The organism is Gilvimarinus gilvus (genome assembly GCF_030518155.1).
Classification (GTDB): domain Bacteria; phylum Pseudomonadota; class Gammaproteobacteria; order Pseudomonadales; family Cellvibrionaceae; genus Gilvimarinus; species Gilvimarinus gilvus.
Genome location: NZ_JAULRU010000705.1, coordinates 52272 through 69159 on the forward strand (window position 1 = coordinate 52272; position 16888 = coordinate 69159).

The window sequence follows — 16888 nt, forward strand, 5'->3', positions numbered from 1 at the left end:
TCTCTCGACTGTCGTTTCGTTTTATCTCACCGCGGCTTAAAGCCCCGGCTGACCAAGGCGGCGAATAACTCTCGCCGTCACTATTAACTGCGCAACTTGTGCCGCTATAAACGCGCACAAAAATACCGGGACGCTGAAGTTTACGTCACGGGTAAACACCACCACAAACAGGGCAGTGGTTAACATAAATTTAGCTGTTTCTGCTCCGTAGAAACGATTCACACTCGCGCGAATATTGGTGGCGCCGTGAATATGACCGGCATATCTGGCGAAGACCATTGCTGGCACCAGACACACGGAAAACCCCCAGAGCAAAGAAATCCCCCAACTCGACTGCCAAAACACGACCGGCATACTGATAACAATTAAAACTATCCACAACTTCAGCAAATAGTTAAATACCGGCAATTTGGCAATAACAGCTGTCCGTCGGCGCGCCTTAGGCATCGTCTCTTTCCGGTTCGCCACTGCGTTTTATCCTGCAATTAGGCAAATCTGTCGATTTACGCCGCATGTTTACGTCTGCTTACAGATCAGCTGCAAAGCCGCAGCATTATAGGGGGTTTCAAGAGTGCCTTTCAACAGTGCACCCGCTAATTTCGGCTAAATTGCTGTAAATGAGCGAGTTAAGGTGAGCAAAGCCCCTATAACAGCGATTTACAGTCCTTAACCGGCCTGACCAATCCCTGTGGATAACCTAAAAATGACCCAAATCGTGGCACACCGGTGTTTTGCACTGATGTGTTGGGCTCTGATAAATCCGCAACAGAAGTTATTTGATGTGCGCGAGAATGCCGTCGAGCTCGTCGAGATTGTTGTAGCTAATCACCAGCTTGCCCTTACCTTTGGCGGAATGCTGAATAGCCACTCCCGCGCCAAGAGTTTCCGACAACTCGGTTTGCAGGCGCTTAATGTCAGCCGATACTTGCGGCTTGGCGCCGATAGTACCTTTATTTTGCTCTTCCTGAATCTTCCGCACCAGGGCTTCGGCCTGGCGTACGGTCATGCCTTTACCGACAATTTGGCGAGCCACTTCGCGTTGTTGCTCAAGAGTCAGTGACAATAGGGCACGGGCATGGCCCATTTCTAAATCACCGTGCTCGAGTAATTTTTTCACTTCGTCATCGAGGGCAATCAAACGCAGCAAGTTAGTCACGGTGGTGCGGGATTTACCAACGGCCTGTGCGACTTCCTGATGCGTCAGCTCGAATTCATCTTGCAGTCGCTTGAGGGCCATGGCCTCTTCGATGGGGTTAAGATCTTCGCGCTGAATATTTTCAATCAGCGCCATAGCAATAGCGGCTTCATCTGGTACATCGCGCACGACAGCGGGGATCTTGTCCAATCCCGCCTGCTGTGTGGCGCGCCAGCGGCGCTCACCGGCGATAATTTCGAAGCGATCTTCGCTGATAGGGCGAACCACTATGGGCTGCATCACCCCTTGCGCCCGTATTGAAGCGGCCAACTCTTCCAGCGCTTCCGGGTGCATATCACGGCGCGGTTGGTATTTGCCGCGTTGAATCAGTTCGACAGGAATTTGCATGAGCTTGCCGTCGGCCGGTACGGTGGTTTTGGCCTCAGCTTCGGGCGCTCCCTCCGGAGCATCAGCCGCGGGAATATTTACACCGGCGCCCAATAGCGCATCTAAACCTTTCCCCAAACCTTTACGTTTTCCTGCCATGGTTATACCTGTGTTCTGACAAAAAGCGCTATTGCGCCACTTCGGAGTTCATCGGAGTGCTGCTCGCACCCAGTTCATTGCGGCGAATAATTTCACCGGCCAACGCTAAATACGCCAGAGCGCCTTTGGACTGACGATCGTAAACCAGCACTGGCTGACCGTAACTGGGCGCCTCGGCCAGGCGGACATTGCGCGGTATACAGGTACGATAAACGCGATCAGCAAAATGTTCATGCAACTGTGCAGACACGTCGTTGGTCAAGCTATTGCGCGGATCATACATGGTGCGCAGTATGCCTTCGATGCGCAACTTGGGATTGAGAAGGTCATGGATCTGATTAATTGTGCCAATCAAAGCCGACAAGCCTTCCAGTGCGTAGTACTCACATTGCATGGTAATTATTACACCATCGCAGGCGGCAAGCGCATTAAGTGTGAGCATATTCAGCGAGGGGGGGCAGTCGATCAATATATAATCGTAGCTGTCCGCGATTTGCTGCAAAACCTGTCCCAGCAGTCGCTCCTTGTTGGGCATCGACAACATTTCAACTTCGGCGGCGGTTAAATCGCCATTAGCCGGTAAAACGTGGTATTTGCCTTCCTCGGACACCACCAGACAATCGGCGATGTCGGCGCGATTGGTCAGGACATCGTAAATGGTTTCTTCCAGCTCGGACTTGTCCACACCACTGCCCATAGTCGCGTTGCCCTGGGGATCCAGATCCACCAGCAATACTCGCTTTTTGGTTGCTACCAAAGAGGCTGCCAAGTTCACACAGGTGGTGGTTTTACCCACTCCACCTTTTTGATTGGCTATGGCGTAGATTTTAGTCAAGTCGTTATCCTTCTTCTGGTGATCGGTCTAAGTCCAGCCACTGTGCAGTCGGTGAAAACAGGCCACAACACCCAGACTGAGTTGAGCTTGGCCTGAGCGAGCCCTCTATTGTGTGGCAGATACGATCATCGGGCAAGCTCGGGAACCATCTGTGTATTATTCTTGCCGGGCAGGCCGTTTGGCAATTACCAGTAAATGCCGCTCGCCCTCTTCGCCGGGAACAGTCAATGGAGTGTTATCACACAACCGATATTCATCGTTAATGGCCGCCAATTCCCGCTCTGGAAATACGCCCTTCATCGCGTAAAAGCGCCCATCATTATCCAGCAAGTGATGGCACCAGTGCGTCATATCCGCAAGACTGGCGAAAGCGCGACTGACCACTCCGTGATACTTTTGCTCTGGCACATGTTTTTCCACGCGACAATTTTCCACCGCAACCCAATCGAGCCCTAACAGGGTTTTTACGTGAAATAAAAATCGAGTTTTCTTGCCATTGCTATCGAGTAGTGTCAGTGGTTGTTGCGGACGACAAATTGCCATCACCATGCCCGGTAAACCACCGCCCGTCCCCACATCAATAAAACGCCCCTCGGGTAAATGCGGTAATACAGCCAGAGAATCCAATAAGTGGCGACTCACCATCTGATCTATATTGCGAACAGCCGATAAGTTATAGGCCTTGTTCCAGCGAGCGAACTCTTGTAAGTACTGCAATAATTTCTCAATAGTTTGCGTATCTAAACTTAACTCTAATGCGTCACAACCTTGCTCAAGCTGATCACGAAGTGATTTCGCCATCAAACAGCCTCGGCCTTAGCGCGACCTAACAGTCCGCGTTTTTTCATATACACCAAAAGTAAAGAAACAGCAGCCGGCGTTACCCCGGGAATACGTTGGGCACGGGCTAGCGTTTCTGGTCGGGCGTCGCTTAGCTTTTGTTTGACTTCATTAGACAAACCATCGACGGCATTAAAATCAAACGCTTCAGGGAAGCGTGTATTTTCATAAGCGCGCAAGCGATCAATTTCTTCTTGCTGTCGGGAAATATAGCCAGAGTATTTCGCGTCGATTTCGATTTGCTCGGCTACAGCTTCACTCACATTGACATCTCCCTTCAAAGACGCAATATCAATGTATTTCAATTCCGGACGCTTTAACAAATCAAACAAACTGTATTCCCGGGTAAGCGGGCTCTTTACTTTTCCCTGTAATTTATCGGCCTCATCGGTACCAGCCTGCACCCAGGTATCTTTTAATCTTGCGCGTTCACGATCGACCGCTTCACGCTTTTCACAATAAGATTGCCACTGAGCCTCGCCAACCAGTCCCATTTCAAAACCGAGTTGTGTTAGGCGCTCATCAGCATTATCTTCGCGCAGCAGCAAACGGTATTCTGCGCGGCTGGTAAACATACGGTAGGGCTCACTTGTTCCCAGTGTGATGAGGTCATCCACTAATACGCCAAGATAAGCTTGATCACGACGTGGACACCAGGCTTCGAGTTCACGGGATCGACGGGCAGCGTTAAGACCGGCCAACAAACCTTGAGCGCCGGCTTCTTCATAACCGGTAGTACCATTAATTTGCCCTGCGAAATAAAGGCCGCCAATGACTTTAGTCTCTAGTGAATATTTTAAATCTTGCGGATTAAAATAATCGTATTCAATGGCATAGCCCGGGCGCATGATGTGGGCGTTTTCAAAACCTTTAATGGAGCGCACCAAATTCATTTGCACATCAAACGGCAGGCTGGTGGAGATACCATTGGGGTAGAGCTCGTGTGTGGTTAACCCCTCTGGTTCAATAAAGATTTGGTGGCTAGGCTTGTCGGCAAAGCGATGGATTTTATCTTCAATGGATGGACAATAGCGTGGCCCCACACCTTCAATAACGCCGGAGTACATCGGTGAGCGATCCAAACCACTGCGAATAATCTCGTGGGTTTGCTCGTTGGTATGCGTAATCCAGCAACACACTTGCTTAGGTTGCATTTGGCGGTTACCCCGTACCGACATAACCGGGCGAGGCTCATCTCCCCATTGCTCTTGCAGTTCAGAGTAATCAACTGATTTGGCGTCAATTCTTGGAGGAGTTCCAGTTTTTAGTCGATCAACACGCAATGGGTACTCGCGCAATCGCTGTGACAATGCCTGCGCAGGTGGATCACCGGCACGCCCGCCGGAATGGTTTTGCATTCCAATGTGAATAACACCACCGAGAAAAGTCCCCGCGGTTAGTACCACCTGGTTAGCAAAAAACTTTAAGCCCATTTGCGTAACCACACCGCGAACCTCATCGGATTCAACAATGAGGTCATCCACGGCCTGTTGGAAAATCCAAAGGTTGGGTTGGTTTTCCAGGGTTTCGCGAATCGCCGCTTTGTATAAAACGCGGTCGGCCTGTGCGCGCGTTGCTCTTACTGCAGGGCCCTTGCGGGCATTGAGTATTCGAAACTGTATGCCACCGGCATCGGTGGCCAGTGCCATGGCGCCACCCAGAGCGTCAATTTCTTTAACCAGGTGGCTTTTGCCAATACCGCCAATGGCTGGGTTACAAGACATTTGACCCAGCGTCTCTATGTTGTGCGACAGCAGCAGGGTCTTAGCCCCCATGCGTGCAGCGGCTAAACAGGCCTCGGTGCCTGCGTGTCCGCCGCCAACAACAATTACGTCAAATCGATCCGGGTAATTCATTCAGTGTCTCAAGGTTGCTAGAGAAAAATGGGCGAGCATTATATAGGGAAAGTTCAATTGTACAAAACATGTTCAATACTTAAACGTTGAAATTGTTTTATACATATAAAGAATAATTAAAATATATATTTATATAGGTATTAAAGATTAATGTTATTACTATATATACTGAGCTATATTTCTGTGGTTAACCCATATTTAAGTATATAAAACAATAAGTTAAAGAAAGTATAACCCTTAGTAAAAGATGCCGGTAAGCTGACAGAGACCCCTGCACAAGCTTGGGATGAAATGGCCAGTTATCCACTGAAATCTGGAAAATTGATTTATCCCCAATTCGTTATGCAGGTTTGTCAGTGGAAACACACAGGCTTATACCGAACCCTGATTACTATTTAATCGAAAAACGTGTAAAAACATGGAGTTATGGGATAAACCTGTGAACAATTGTGGATAAATCTTGTAAGTGCCCTTTTTGAGTCAGTTATATCTGTGGATAACCTTGTCCACTTCTGTTGAATACTTTTATATTGAGCAACCTTGGGTAGCTGAGCGCTGTATGATTGTTTTGTTATCGCTCCAAATCGCTTGAGTGATAAAGGCACTTAATTGCATGTCACTGAGTCTGCCAAAGTGTTGCACTATAAGGCTGCCGTCTGCTGAAAATATCAACATTGATGGCGTCCCTTGTAAATTATAGTGGGCCATAGTTTTGGGGACTGGCCCATCTGAGGCGGCATCTATAGCAACAGGGTAGGTAATCCCCATTTCACTCACAAACGCTTTTAGGGCTGTTGGCGTCATTGCATCGTGATGCTCAAATACGCTGTGTAACCCGACAATGGAAAGCTGATCTTCGGAGTAGACCTTTCGCACAGAAGCGAGCTGGGGCAGGCTGTGATAAACACAGCCTGGGCAAAGCATTTGAAAAGAGTGTATCAATAGTGCTTTGCCTGATAGAAACACCCGGTAGTCGCTTGTGTCGACGTTAAGCCATTCGCTGGCATACACGGGTACAAAGGGTTTCGAATTCATCGCCGTTGCTCCTAATGATCATGTTGTTCATCGAAGATACCGGGCAAGGAGAGGTCACCGCTTGCCACATCGAATACATTAACGACACACAATAATGGTGCGTGTACGCTTTGGTTAACCCGTAACCCCGCGATCACCCCATCGTATTGTGTCCCCTCAAGTTCGACTGTCGAGTCAAAGGGTACTCGCACATTAACGCTCTGTTGCTCGAAAACCGGTTGCCAACCAGGGCTGTCGATTAATATAGGTAGGCCTGGCCAGGTTTTAGGTAGGCTTGGCGTAGAGCCATCGGGGATATCCACAACGCCCAGTGCTCCTGCACCACACTGTTCGTTTGGGGCTAGAACGACCCAGTGGCTATGCCAGTTACTGCCATCGTTGTCGTACTGCCCGTCGCTGTTTTCGTCGAACAGTGGAGTGTCGTCGAAATCTGGATGAGAGGTGACCGCAAGCGCCAGTAAACCGGCATCTGATTCAAAACCGACGCTAGCAGTATCCAGTGTGGTGGGCCAAACATAAGAATAAACCTCACTGCCGGCCAGCTCTCCTTTTGCTTTTGGTTTGTGGTGTCCTGCACTGGCTGCAGTTGCCATATGGAATGTTGCGACATTACCGGCATAACTGACCTTTGCGTGCACAATGTCCATGGCTTTAGGGGTTGTTTTATCGGTGGGCGATTGAAGGCCGCCTTTGTGTTGGTCGTGCGCCACCGCGCCGTTGGCCATAAAAAGGGCGGCGTATAAGCTGATAATTCCACTGTGTTTCATTGTAATTTCCTCACTGTTTTGCTTATTTAAGTATTGTGTCGACTCGATACAATATTGAGTTTTCCATTATTTAGGTGGCTTGTCAATATTGTTTTTAGTCGATACTATTGTGGTATGAATGAAGCAGAGAAGATTGATCACTTACTCGATCGCCTTAGTGGGTTGTTGCGCACCGAAGTGCGGCGACTGGAGTCCGCAGAGACTTTACAGCCGGTGCAGTTAGAGGTACTGGATTACCTGAAGAGGGCGAACCGGTTCAGTGATACAGCAATGTCAGTCACTGAATATTTGGGGCAAACCAAAGGCACTGTGTCGCAGACGATAAAAGTGTTGCAAGGTCGCGGTTTAATACACAAAACGCCCGATGCTGAAGACCGCCGAGTAGTGCATCTTGTATTGACCCGTAAAGGTGAGCAGGTCCTGAATCAGCTAAAACCGTCACCACTGTTGCAACAAGCGCTTGGTTCTTTGTCTCCCGATTGCCAGCAATCTTTAGCGGCAGGGTTGATGGAGTTATTGTCAGCGATGCAAAGAACCAACAAAGCAAAGGCTTTTGGTCAGTGTCATTCCTGTCAGCACAACCTGAACCGAAACGGCGGGTATTGGTGTGGGTTAACCGAAGAAGCATTGTCGGTTGATGATGTTGAACTCATTTGCCGGGAATTTAGCGCAGCGTAACTATGTTCGATTGGTCACAGCTGATTCAAGAAGTCTTCTTCGGTGAGTTGGATGAGAAAACAATTCGGGCTGTCAGCGGTGGTGATATTTGCCAAAGTTTCAGCGCAAGCAACCTGAGCGGTGTTCAGTATTTTTTAAAATGCCATCGCAATGGTCAGTTGCTTGAAGCAGAGTTTGCCAATTTGCAGGAGCTTGCAAGGGCATCCGTGCGCACGCCCAAGTCGTTGGGTTACTTTTGTGGCGCTGACGTCGCAATTCTGTTGTTAGAGTATATATCCCTTGTCGATACAGGAGATGAGTATCAATTAGGGGTTGCTTTGGCGGATATGCATGCAATTCCTGCTGAAGACAATATGTATGGGTTTAAATCCAGCAATTTTATTGGCCATACTGTGCAGCACAATACTAAAAACCAAAATTGGGCAGAATTTTGGTGGCAGCAGCGTTTAAGGCCGCAGCTCGCTATGGCGCAACAAGCCGGATTAGCGACGGTAAAGGCATCATCCTTGAGAGAATGCTCGTTTGATCTGTTGTCGCGCCATCAACCTAAGGCATCGCTTTTGCACGGCGACCTGTGGAGTGGAAATAAAGCATATACGGCGTCTGGTGAGCCCGTGCTGTTTGATCCTGCCACTTACTATGGGGACAGAGAAACCGATATCGCCTTTACCTATGTTTTTGGCGGCTTCGGTTCAGACTTCTATCGTGGCTATAGCAGTCGTTGGGCTCTGCCTGCTGATGCCGCTCAACGTAGGCCTCTGTATAACCTCTATCATATGCTCAATCACTACAACCTTTTCGGTTCTGGGTATGAGTTTGCTGTTAACAGTTTACTTCGGGAGCTTGGCGTTCTGGCTGTTAGGTGAGTGGGGAAACTTTCCTTAGTGCGAGCGCTCTAAGGTGCCTTAGCCTATAAATACATGGATTTAAAATATGACTGCCAAACCTAAAACCCCCGGATTTATACGTCGCAATGCTGGATTTTTGTTGTTTGTATGCTGCCTGGCTTTTTTCCGCACGGCGGTTGCTGACTGGAATTACGTCCCATCCAGTTCTATGGAGCCAACGCTTTATCCCGGTGATGTTTTGGTCGTTAATAAGTTAGCGTACGGGCCGGCGGTACCCTTTACTCGATCGAGATTGTTGAGTGTCGGTAACCCTAGCAGAGGAGATATCATTACTTTCTTCCCGTCTCACACTGACAATTGTCTGGTAAAGCGGGTTATTGGTGTACCCGGCGATAGATTAAAAATAGAGGGGCATCGCATTTGGGTAAACAGTGAGTTGGTTTCGGTAGAGCACGATAACGGCCAGTATTGGGAGCTTTTACCCGGTGCAAAACATCTTTTGGACCCAACCGGTGAGCAGCCAATTCTTGAAGGCGAGTTGCTGATTCCTGAGGGCAAGTATTTTGTTATGGGTGATAACCGCGACAACAGCTTAGATTCTCGCTTCTGGGGGTTGGTGGACGAAAGCCAGGTGATCGGTAAAGTTGTGGCGGTCGGGTTAAATTTTACTGATCGGTTTGCTCAACGTTTTGCCCACAAAATAATGTAAGTTATTGTTTTTATTGATTTGTCACCAAGATGTCAGGTAGGTGACGTGGCTTTGTCAGGTGGATTTTTACAATACTTAGGTTGTGCAATTCATACCGCACACCTCAGTACATTACGGAGCAAGGAATGAACGTTCGAAAACTCAGATTAGTGAAAGGCTGGTCTCAGGAACAGTTAGCCGAAATGGCTGGCGTCAGCATTCGGACCATTCAACGCATTGAAAGGGGGCAGCCGCCCTCATTGGAAACGCGCAATGCACTTGCCGCTGTGTTTGAGGTTGATATCAGTGAATGGCCTATGGAGGGCAGTGATATGAACTCAACATCTACTACACCAAACGATACTGCGACGGATCATCAAGACGCCAAGGCGGAAGCTTTAGAAGAGCAAAAAGCTATAGAGTATGTAAGGGATGTTAAAGCGTTTTACTCTAATCTTGCGTCGTACCTGGTGATTATCCCGTTTCTGGTGTTTGTAAATTTAACCACTTCACCGGGTTATATGTGGGTATTCTGGCCCGCTTTTGGTTGGGGAATCGGCCTCGCCCTACACGCACTCAATGTGTTTGAGGTGTTTAATCTATTCGGCCCCGACTGGGAGCGCAAACAGGTTGAGAAGCGGCTGGGAAGGAAGTTGTAGAGTAAGTCGCTAGAGGTCTGAAGTCTGATGTCGGACGCTATCAGACCTCAGACCTCAGACCTCTATTTTCCTATACAAAAAGACGAGAAAATCCTTCCCAACAAGTCATCGGAGGTGAACTCTCCGGTGATTTCTGAAAGATAATTTTGCGCATCGCGCAGGTCTTCGGCTAACAGTTCTCCCGCCGCGTGTAGCTGTAGCTGTTCTTCTCCTTGTTGCAGGCAGCGCTGCGCCGATAAGAGGGCGTCTATGTGTCTTTGCCTTGCCGTGAAGGTGGCTTCGGTTGTGCTCTGGTAGCCGATGCAGTCTTTCAGGTGTTGCTTTAGAGTCTTCAGGCCCTGACCGGTTTTGGCGCTGATGGCGAGAGCGTTGTCGGGAAGTTTTGAGGTATCAGCTAAGTCCACCTTATTGTAGATAACGCTAACCTTGTCTGAGTGTTTAAGACGCTCAGTGAATTCTGGCCAAACATTTTCCGGTTGCCAGTCTGGGTGATTAATAGCGTCAACGGCATCGATCATAAGAAGAATGCGATCGGCCTTTTCGATCTCTGCCCAGGCGCGCTCAATCCCAATTTTTTCCACTTGATCCGATGCTTCACGCAAACCAGCGGTATCGATAATGTGCAATGGCATACCGTCGATATGGATATGCTCCTTGAGCACATCGCGCGTGGTGCCGGCGATATCAGTAACAATAGCACTGTCGCGTTCAACCAAAGCGTTTAGCAAGCTGGATTTACCGGCGTTGGGTTTACCTGCGATAACAACCTGCATGCCATCTCGAACCAGTTGTCCCTGGCGGGCCTGTTGAATCAGCTCGACCAAACTTTCGCTGATATGAGTTAGATCACCGGCGACTTTGCCATCACTGAGAAAATCGATCTCTTCTTCGGGGAAATCGATGGCCGCTTCTACGTAGATGCGCATGGCAATCAATGATTCCACCAGCGCATGCACCTGATTAGAAAACAACCCCTGTAAGGAATTTAGGGCGTTGCGGGCCGCTTGTTCGGAGCTGGCTTCAATCAAGTCGGCTATTGCCTCAGCCTGAGCGAGGTCGAGTTTGTCGTTCAAAAAAGCACGCTCTGAGAACTCGCCGGGTCGAGCCTGCCGGGCACCCAGTTGTTTCACTCGCTCTAACAGTAGGCCTAGAACAATGGGGCCGCCGTGACCTTGTAGTTCGAGTATGTCTTCCCCGGTAAATGAGTTGGGGCCGCTAAACAGAAGTGCTATGCCCCGGTCTAGCTCTTGGGTATTTTCGTCCCAGAAAGGCAGATAGTGCGCCTGCCGAGGTGTCAGTGTGGCTTTGGTTATAGCTTTTGCAATCTCAGGGGCCTGAGGTCCAGAAACTCGAACAATGCCGACGCCACCGCGACCGGTGGCGGTCGCGACGGCGGCAATGGTGTCGGTGGGAGGTAACACCGGAATAAAGATCCTTTTGGTTTAAGCGCTGGCGCTTTCCGACTTTTCAATCTGCCGGGTAATAATCATCTGCTGTAAGAATGATAATGTGTTGTTGGTTACCCAGTACAGAACCAGACCGGCGGGGAACCATAGGAACATAAAGGTGAAGACCACAGGCATCATCTTCATAATTTTTGCCTGCATTGGGTCCGGTGGTTCTGGGTTAAGGCGCATAGTCAGCCACATGGTGAAACCCATCAACAGAGGCAATATAAATATTGGATCTTTGACCGATAAGTCCGCCATCCATAGGAACGGAGTATGGCGAAGTTCGACTGACTCCATTAACACCCAATACAGAGCCAAAAATACAGGCATCTGAATAAGCATCGGTAAACATCCGCCCAGAGGGTTCACTTTCTCGTCGCGATAGAGCTTCATGGTCTCTTGCGACATTTTTTGACGATCATCACCGTAGCGTTCTTTTAGGTCCTTCATTTTGGGAGCTAGCTTGCGCATACGAGCCATAGACCTATAGCTTGTGGCACTTAGCTTAAAGAAGATTGCTTTAATAATAATTGTCAGGGCAATAATTGATATACCCCAATTACCAATTAGTTCATGAATATACTTTAGAACACTGAACAATGGCTTGGCCATCCACCATAGCCAACCGTAATCAACGGTCAGGTCCAGGTAGGGAGCAATGGCTTCGAGCGCTTCAGTGTCTTTAGGGCCTGCGTAAAACTCTGCGCCAAAGGTTTTAGTTTCTCCGGCGGCGACGGACATCAGTGGTGAGGTGAAACCCATCAGGAAAATGTCTTGGTTACCCTGCTGGCGCAAGTAGTATTGATTTTTGCTTTCCTGAGCAGGGATCCAGGCGCTGATAAAGTAGTGCTGAACCATGGAGATCCAGCCGCCTTCAACAGTCGCTTTAAAGCTCTTATCTTCAAGATCGTCGAAAGAGAACTTTTTATAGCGCTCATCTTCGGTGGTTAGGGCTGCCCCCACAAATGGTTGCATACCGAAGCCATTGGCTGTGTTAGGTTTGTGGCTATCTCGCTTAATTTGACCGTATAGCGCCGCCTGCCAAGTAGAGCTGCTGGCATTGTTAATTAAGTAGTTCACCTCTACCCGGTATTCACCGCGATAGAAGGTAAAGCGTTTGGTGATGACGACGCCGTCTTGCTCAGTGGTTAAATCTACTTGTAATGAACCGGCACCGTCGGCCATTTGAAAGTTATAGTCTGTGCTCACAAACAGAGGCCGTCCGTCCGCGCTGTCGGTGCCATTTGGTCCGACCAGACCGCTTTGAGCGGTATAAGTTTTCGTACCACTATTATCGACCAGAACAAAGGGTTGATCCGGTGTATCCACTTCGGCGAAATGTTTCGGCAGTGCAACATTGACGATATCGCCACCGCGTGGATCGATGGAAACCAGCAGAGAGTCAGTGGCAACTTCTATTAGTTGTCCGGTAGCTTGTTGTGCTGGCGTCGCGCCGGGTACATCGGGCTGGGGAACATCGTTGGTTACCACAGCGGGAACATCATTATCACTGCGAGCGCTGCTGACCTGGCTTTCTGCCACTGCTGCAGTGTTGAGTGCTTGCCGCTCCTGGAACTCTTCCCAGCGAATCACCAGGAGAATGATTACAGCGACCATTGCCGCGATTAACAGATTCTTTTGCCAATCCATCTTAGTGTTTGCCATTGGTTAGTGGTTGATTGTTTGATTTTGCCGGTACCGGGTCCAATCCGCCTGGATGCCAAGGGTGACATTTTAAAAGGCGGCGGGTGGTTAGATAACCCCCTTTTATAAAACCGTGGGTTTTTATTGCTTCTTCGCCGTAGTGGGAACAACTGGGGTAAAACCGACATTGGTTGCCGACCCAGGGGCTGAGTAAGTACCGGTAGGTATGTATCAGTTTGATGGCGAGCCAACTCACGATTGGGCCTCTTGGCTGGTTTGGGCTTTTTTGTTTTCTAAGCGTCGCCACTGCTTAGCGAGTAATTTAAATATCTGAGCGTTGTCGAGTTCGGCCAGACCGCGGCGAGCCAGTACAATAACATCTAACCCATATAAATGTTGCTGGTGTTCACGAAAACTTTCGCGAATAAGTCGTTTCACCCGATTGCGATCGACAGCCCGACGGATGTTCTTTTTGGCGATGATTAACCCCAGACGAGCGGGTTGTTCTGCATTGGGTCGCGACAGCATCAATATGAACTGGTGAGAGGCGCGAAATGGCGCGTTATCAAAGACCGTTTGAAATTCGGTTGCGTTTAACAGGCGCTGGTGTTTGCTGAAGGTTTTCGAGCTCACAGGGCTGCGACCTCGTATTGGGAGTATTATTGAGCCACAAACAAAAGGCACCGGTGTAGGGTCTCATACATGTGGCGAGACGCTACAGCGGTGCCCCTTGGGTCACACGCGGCCGATTGGCTAACTTATGCAGTTAAGCTTTTACGACCTTTAGCGCGACGACGAGCCAGTACGGCACGACCGTTTTTGTTGGCCATACGTGCACGGAAGCCGTGGGCGCGGGCGCGTTTCAAAACGCTGGGCTGAAATGTTCTTTTCATGGGTTAACCTACCGATTACCTGTATTGATCACACAGTGTGCGAAAAAGAGGCGGCGAGTTTATAGAATATAGCGAGCAAAATCAACGTCTAAGTAGGTGATAACCTTAAATTAGTTTGTATGCAGGTTTTGCAGTGGTTTTATTCAGCTTACTCAGTAGTTATACAGTAGTTTTGCAGGGCTCAGTGTGTTTATGCGGTAATCTTGCAATTTTTGCTCAAATATGTGGATAAGTCTGTGGGAATCTTTTTGATAACCTGAATAAAAGCTCTTAAAATTAACAATTTACGGCTATTAACGGCAATAATGCGTAAATTTGGTTTTACATGTGGATAACTTGTCGTGACAAGGGTAAACTAGCGGGTTCTAACACGGGCGCCGACCGTTGTAGCAGTGTGCTTGTGATTAATATTGGGGGTTAGTTTTGCCGGAATCGGTTTGGGAATATTGCGTTTCCAGTCTTCAGGACGAGTTGCCATCGCAACAGTTTAATACGTGGATTCGACCTTTAAAAATTGAAGGTGGTGCCGAGGGCGACTGTCTGCGCATTTTGGCCCCAAATCGGTTCGTTTGTGACTGGGTAAGAGAAAAGTTTCTCGATCGCATTGGAGAGCTGGCAAACCAGTACCAGGCTGACCCTGCTTTGAGCATCGAAGTTGGTGTGGGCAATCGCGGTACGACAACTAATGTAATGCGACGTCCAGCTCCCACTGCGCCACGTCCAGCCCCTGGCCATTTCAACAATAATGCCTCCGAGCCTATCGGGCGCTCCGACAGTCCGCTGCCATCCCCCGAAGAGCCGCGGCAACCATCCGCCGCAACAGTAGCGTCGAAGACTGATGTCGAAGGCGGATTGAAGCATCAGAGTAACGTGAACCGCGCTTTTACGTTTGCCAGTTTTGTTGAAGGTAAGTCTAACCAACTTGGGTTGGCTGCGGCGCGCCAGGTCGCGGAGAATCCTGGCGGTGCCTATAACCCCCTGTTTATTTACGGTGGCGTCGGCTTAGGTAAGACTCACTTAATGCAGGCCGTGGGCAATGCGTTGCTACAAAAGAACCCTAACGCTAAGGTTATTTACCTGCACTCGGAGCGGTTTGTGGCGGATATGGTTAAGGCGCTGCAGCTTAACGCTATTAATGACTTTAAACGTTATTATCGGTCTGTGGATGCGTTGCTGATTGATGATATTCAGTTTTTCGCAGGCAAGGAGCGCTCGCAAGAGGAATTTTTCCACACCTTCAATTCGTTACTGGAGGGTGGGCAGCAAATTATTCTGACGTGCGATCGATACCCGAAAGAGATTAACGGTCTTGAAGAGAGGTTAAAGTCTCGCTTTGGTTGGGGGCTCACGGTGGCGGTAGAGCCGCCTGAGTTGGAAATGCGCGTGGCTATCTTAAAGAAAAAGGCGCAGCAAGTGGAGGTGGATTTACCCGATGATGCGGCTTTTTTTATCGCCCAGAGAATCCGATCCAACGTTCGAGAGCTTGAAGGTGCGCTAAAAAGGGTGATAGCGAGCGCTCACTTCACTGGACGGTCAATCGATGTTGAACTGGTGCGAGAAGCCCTAAAAGACTTGTTAGCGCTGCAGGATAAGCAGGTGAGTGTTGATAATATTCAGCGAGTTGTCGGGGAGTACTACAAGATTAAAATCGCCGATATGCTGTCTAAGCGCCGCAGTCGTTCCGTTGCCCGCCCTCGCCAGGTGGCTATGGCCTTGGCTAAGGAGCTGACCAACCACAGTTTACCGGAAATTGGCGAAGCGTTCGGGGGGCGTGATCATACGACAGTTTTACACGCTTGCCGTAAAATTAAACAGTTAGAAGAAGAGGATGCGGATATCAGGGAAGATTTGAAAAACCTGCTGCGCTCCTTGACCACTTAATTAGGACTAAGAGACCATCACATGAAATTCGTCGTATCGCGAGAGGCATTGATTAAACCCCTGCAGTTGGTGGCCGGTGTAGTTGAGCGTCGCCAGACCTTACCCGTACTTTCCAATGTGTTGCTGGTGCTAGAGGGCGATAAGCTCGCACTTACTGGTACCGATCTTGAAGTAGAGATAGTCGGTCGCGTTGAATTAGAGGCGCCAGGCGTTGATGGTGAGATCACTGTTCCCGCACGAAAGTTTGTCGATATCGTGCGCTCTTTGCCTGATGACTCAATGATTGAAGTAATCGAAGAAGAAGGTCGTATTTTACTAAAAAGTGGCAGAAGCCGTTTTACTCTTTCTACTTTACCAGCCAGTGACTTCCCCAATGTGGAAGATGGCCCAAGTGACCTGCAATTCAGTGCTCAACAAGGTGAGATTAAGCGCTTGATTGATCGCACGGCATTTGCAATGGCCCAACAAGATGTTCGCTATTACCTCAACGGCATGCTTTGGGAGGTAAAGCAGGACCAGTTGCGAGTCGTGGCAACCGATGGTCATCGTATGGCTATGTGCACCCGCGAATTGGGTATCAATACGGCCGAGTTGGTACAGGCAATTTTGCCTCGAAAAGGGGTGTTAGAGTTAGCGCGCCTGATGAACGATAACGAAGATTTGGTTGATATTATTCTCAGTGCAAACCATATACGAGTTGCTTCAGAGGAGTACACGTTTACCTCTAAGTTGGTCGATGGCAAGTTTCCCGACTACGAGCGTGTTCTGCCCAGAGGCGGCGATAAGACTATGTACGGTTCGCGCAGCGAACTGAAACAGGCGTTTTCACGTACCGCGATTCTTTCTAATGAAAAGTATCGCGGAGTTCGGCTGCTATTAGACAGTGGTCAGTTGACTATAGTCGCAAATAACCCAGAGCAGGAAGAGGCGGAAGAGCAACTGACCGTTGATTATGATGGAGATTCGCTGGAAGTCGGTTTTAATGTGAGCTATTTGACCGATGTGGCGAATGTTTTGGACAGTGATACGGTCAAGATTACACTGTCAGATGCCAATAGTAGCGCGTTATTAGAAGAACCTGAAGAGGGTGACTCTCTTTATGTCGTAATGCCTATGAGGCTTTAAGTATAAC

18 protein-coding genes are annotated in these 16888 nt (G+C 49.0%); 6 read left to right on the top strand and 12 right to left on the bottom strand.

All coding sequences use genetic code 11. The features are described from left to right. Positions 1–36: 36 nt before the first annotated feature. From QWI17_RS17650 to QWI17_RS17680, 7 genes are all read right to left on the bottom strand, one after another. Positions 37–468 (bottom strand): ATP synthase subunit I, encoded by a 432-nt coding sequence (locus tag QWI17_RS17650; RefSeq protein ID WP_302723844.1) that lies wholly within the window; start codon positions 466–468, stop codon positions 37–39. A gap of 304 nt (positions 469–772) precedes the next feature. After that, complete coding sequence (locus QWI17_RS17655; protein WP_302723845.1) at positions 773–1681, bottom strand: ParB/RepB/Spo0J family partition protein; 909 nt, start codon at positions 1679–1681, stop codon at positions 773–775. 28 nt (positions 1682–1709) lie between these two features. Then, complete coding sequence (locus tag QWI17_RS17660) at positions 1710–2516, bottom strand: ParA family protein (RefSeq protein WP_302723846.1); 807 nt, start codon at positions 2514–2516, stop codon at positions 1710–1712. 156 nt (positions 2517–2672) lie between these two features. Further along, positions 2673–3317, bottom strand: coding sequence for a 16S rRNA (guanine(527)-N(7))-methyltransferase RsmG (rsmG, locus tag QWI17_RS17665; protein ID WP_302723847.1), 645 nt, complete (start codon positions 3315–3317; stop codon positions 2673–2675). After that, a complete protein-coding gene (gene mnmG, locus QWI17_RS17670; RefSeq protein ID WP_302723848.1) occupies positions 3317–5212 on the bottom strand; it encodes a tRNA uridine-5-carboxymethylaminomethyl(34) synthesis enzyme MnmG in 1896 nt (631 codons plus the stop codon). Before mnmG ends, rsmG begins: the two co-directional genes overlap by 1 nt. A 525-nt stretch (positions 5213–5737) precedes the next feature. Further along, the gene (locus QWI17_RS17675; RefSeq protein WP_302723849.1) at positions 5738–6247 is read right to left on the bottom strand and encodes a TlpA disulfide reductase family protein; all 510 of its coding nucleotides are present in this window, start codon (positions 6245–6247) and stop codon (positions 5738–5740) included. Positions 6248–6258: 11 nt separating this feature from the next. After that, on the bottom strand, positions 6259–7014 hold the full coding sequence (locus QWI17_RS17680; protein ID WP_302723850.1) for a hypothetical protein: 756 nt from the start codon (positions 7012–7014) through the stop codon (positions 6259–6261). Between the two features lie 114 nt (positions 7015–7128). Here QWI17_RS17680 and QWI17_RS17685 point away from each other — a divergent pair, with 114 nt between their 5' ends. From QWI17_RS17685 to QWI17_RS17700, 4 genes are all read left to right on the top strand, one after another. Next, a complete protein-coding gene (locus QWI17_RS17685; RefSeq protein ID WP_302723851.1) occupies positions 7129–7692 on the top strand; it encodes a MarR family winged helix-turn-helix transcriptional regulator in 564 nt (187 codons plus the stop codon). Between the two features lie 2 nt (positions 7693–7694). Next, positions 7695–8558: a fructosamine kinase family protein gene (locus QWI17_RS17690; protein WP_302723852.1), complete on the top strand. Its 864-nt coding sequence runs from the start codon at positions 7695–7697 to the stop codon at positions 8556–8558. 67 nt (positions 8559–8625) lie between these two features. Continuing rightward, positions 8626–9249 (top strand): signal peptidase I, encoded by a 624-nt coding sequence (lepB, locus tag QWI17_RS17695; protein ID WP_302723853.1) that lies wholly within the window; start codon positions 8626–8628, stop codon positions 9247–9249. 125 nt (positions 9250–9374) lie between these two features. Then, entirely contained in the window at positions 9375–9887 is a 513-nt protein-coding gene (locus QWI17_RS17700) for a helix-turn-helix domain-containing protein (RefSeq protein ID WP_302723854.1), read from the top strand. A gap of 62 nt (positions 9888–9949) precedes the next feature. Here QWI17_RS17700 and mnmE read toward each other — a convergent pair whose 3' ends face one another. The 5 genes from mnmE to rpmH all read right to left on the bottom strand — a co-directional run bounded on the left by mnmE (position 9950) and on the right by rpmH (position 13875). Continuing rightward, positions 9950–11308 (bottom strand): tRNA uridine-5-carboxymethylaminomethyl(34) synthesis GTPase MnmE, encoded by a 1359-nt coding sequence (gene mnmE / locus QWI17_RS17705; RefSeq protein WP_302723855.1) that lies wholly within the window; start codon positions 11306–11308, stop codon positions 9950–9952. A gap of 21 nt (positions 11309–11329) precedes the next feature. After that, positions 11330–12988: a membrane protein insertase YidC gene (gene yidC / locus QWI17_RS17710; RefSeq protein ID WP_302723856.1), complete on the bottom strand. Its 1659-nt coding sequence runs from the start codon at positions 12986–12988 to the stop codon at positions 11330–11332. A 1-nt stretch (position 12989) separates the two neighbouring features. Then, positions 12990–13289: a membrane protein insertion efficiency factor YidD gene (gene yidD / locus QWI17_RS17715; protein WP_370661381.1), complete on the bottom strand. Its 300-nt coding sequence runs from the start codon at positions 13287–13289 to the stop codon at positions 12990–12992. Then, a complete protein-coding gene (rnpA, locus tag QWI17_RS17720) occupies positions 13235–13615 on the bottom strand; it encodes a ribonuclease P protein component (protein ID WP_302723858.1) in 381 nt (126 codons plus the stop codon). Before rnpA ends, yidD begins: the two co-directional genes overlap by 55 nt. Positions 13616–13740: 125 nt before the next feature. Further along, positions 13741–13875, bottom strand: a complete 135-nt coding sequence (gene rpmH / locus QWI17_RS17725) for a 50S ribosomal protein L34 (protein ID WP_302723859.1) — start codon at positions 13873–13875, stop codon at positions 13741–13743. Positions 13876–14298: 423 nt separating this feature from the next. On the opposite strand from rpmH, the gene dnaA reads away from it, so the two are divergent. Together dnaA and dnaN are read left to right on the top strand one after the other, a co-directional pair. Next, on the top strand, positions 14299–15756 hold the full coding sequence (dnaA, locus tag QWI17_RS17730; protein ID WP_302723860.1) for a chromosomal replication initiator protein DnaA: 1458 nt from the start codon (positions 14299–14301) through the stop codon (positions 15754–15756). Positions 15757–15777: 21 nt separating this feature from the next. Further along, entirely contained in the window at positions 15778–16881 is a 1104-nt protein-coding gene (gene dnaN, locus QWI17_RS17735; RefSeq protein ID WP_302723861.1) for a DNA polymerase III subunit beta, read from the top strand. Positions 16882–16888: the final 7 nt, after the last annotated feature.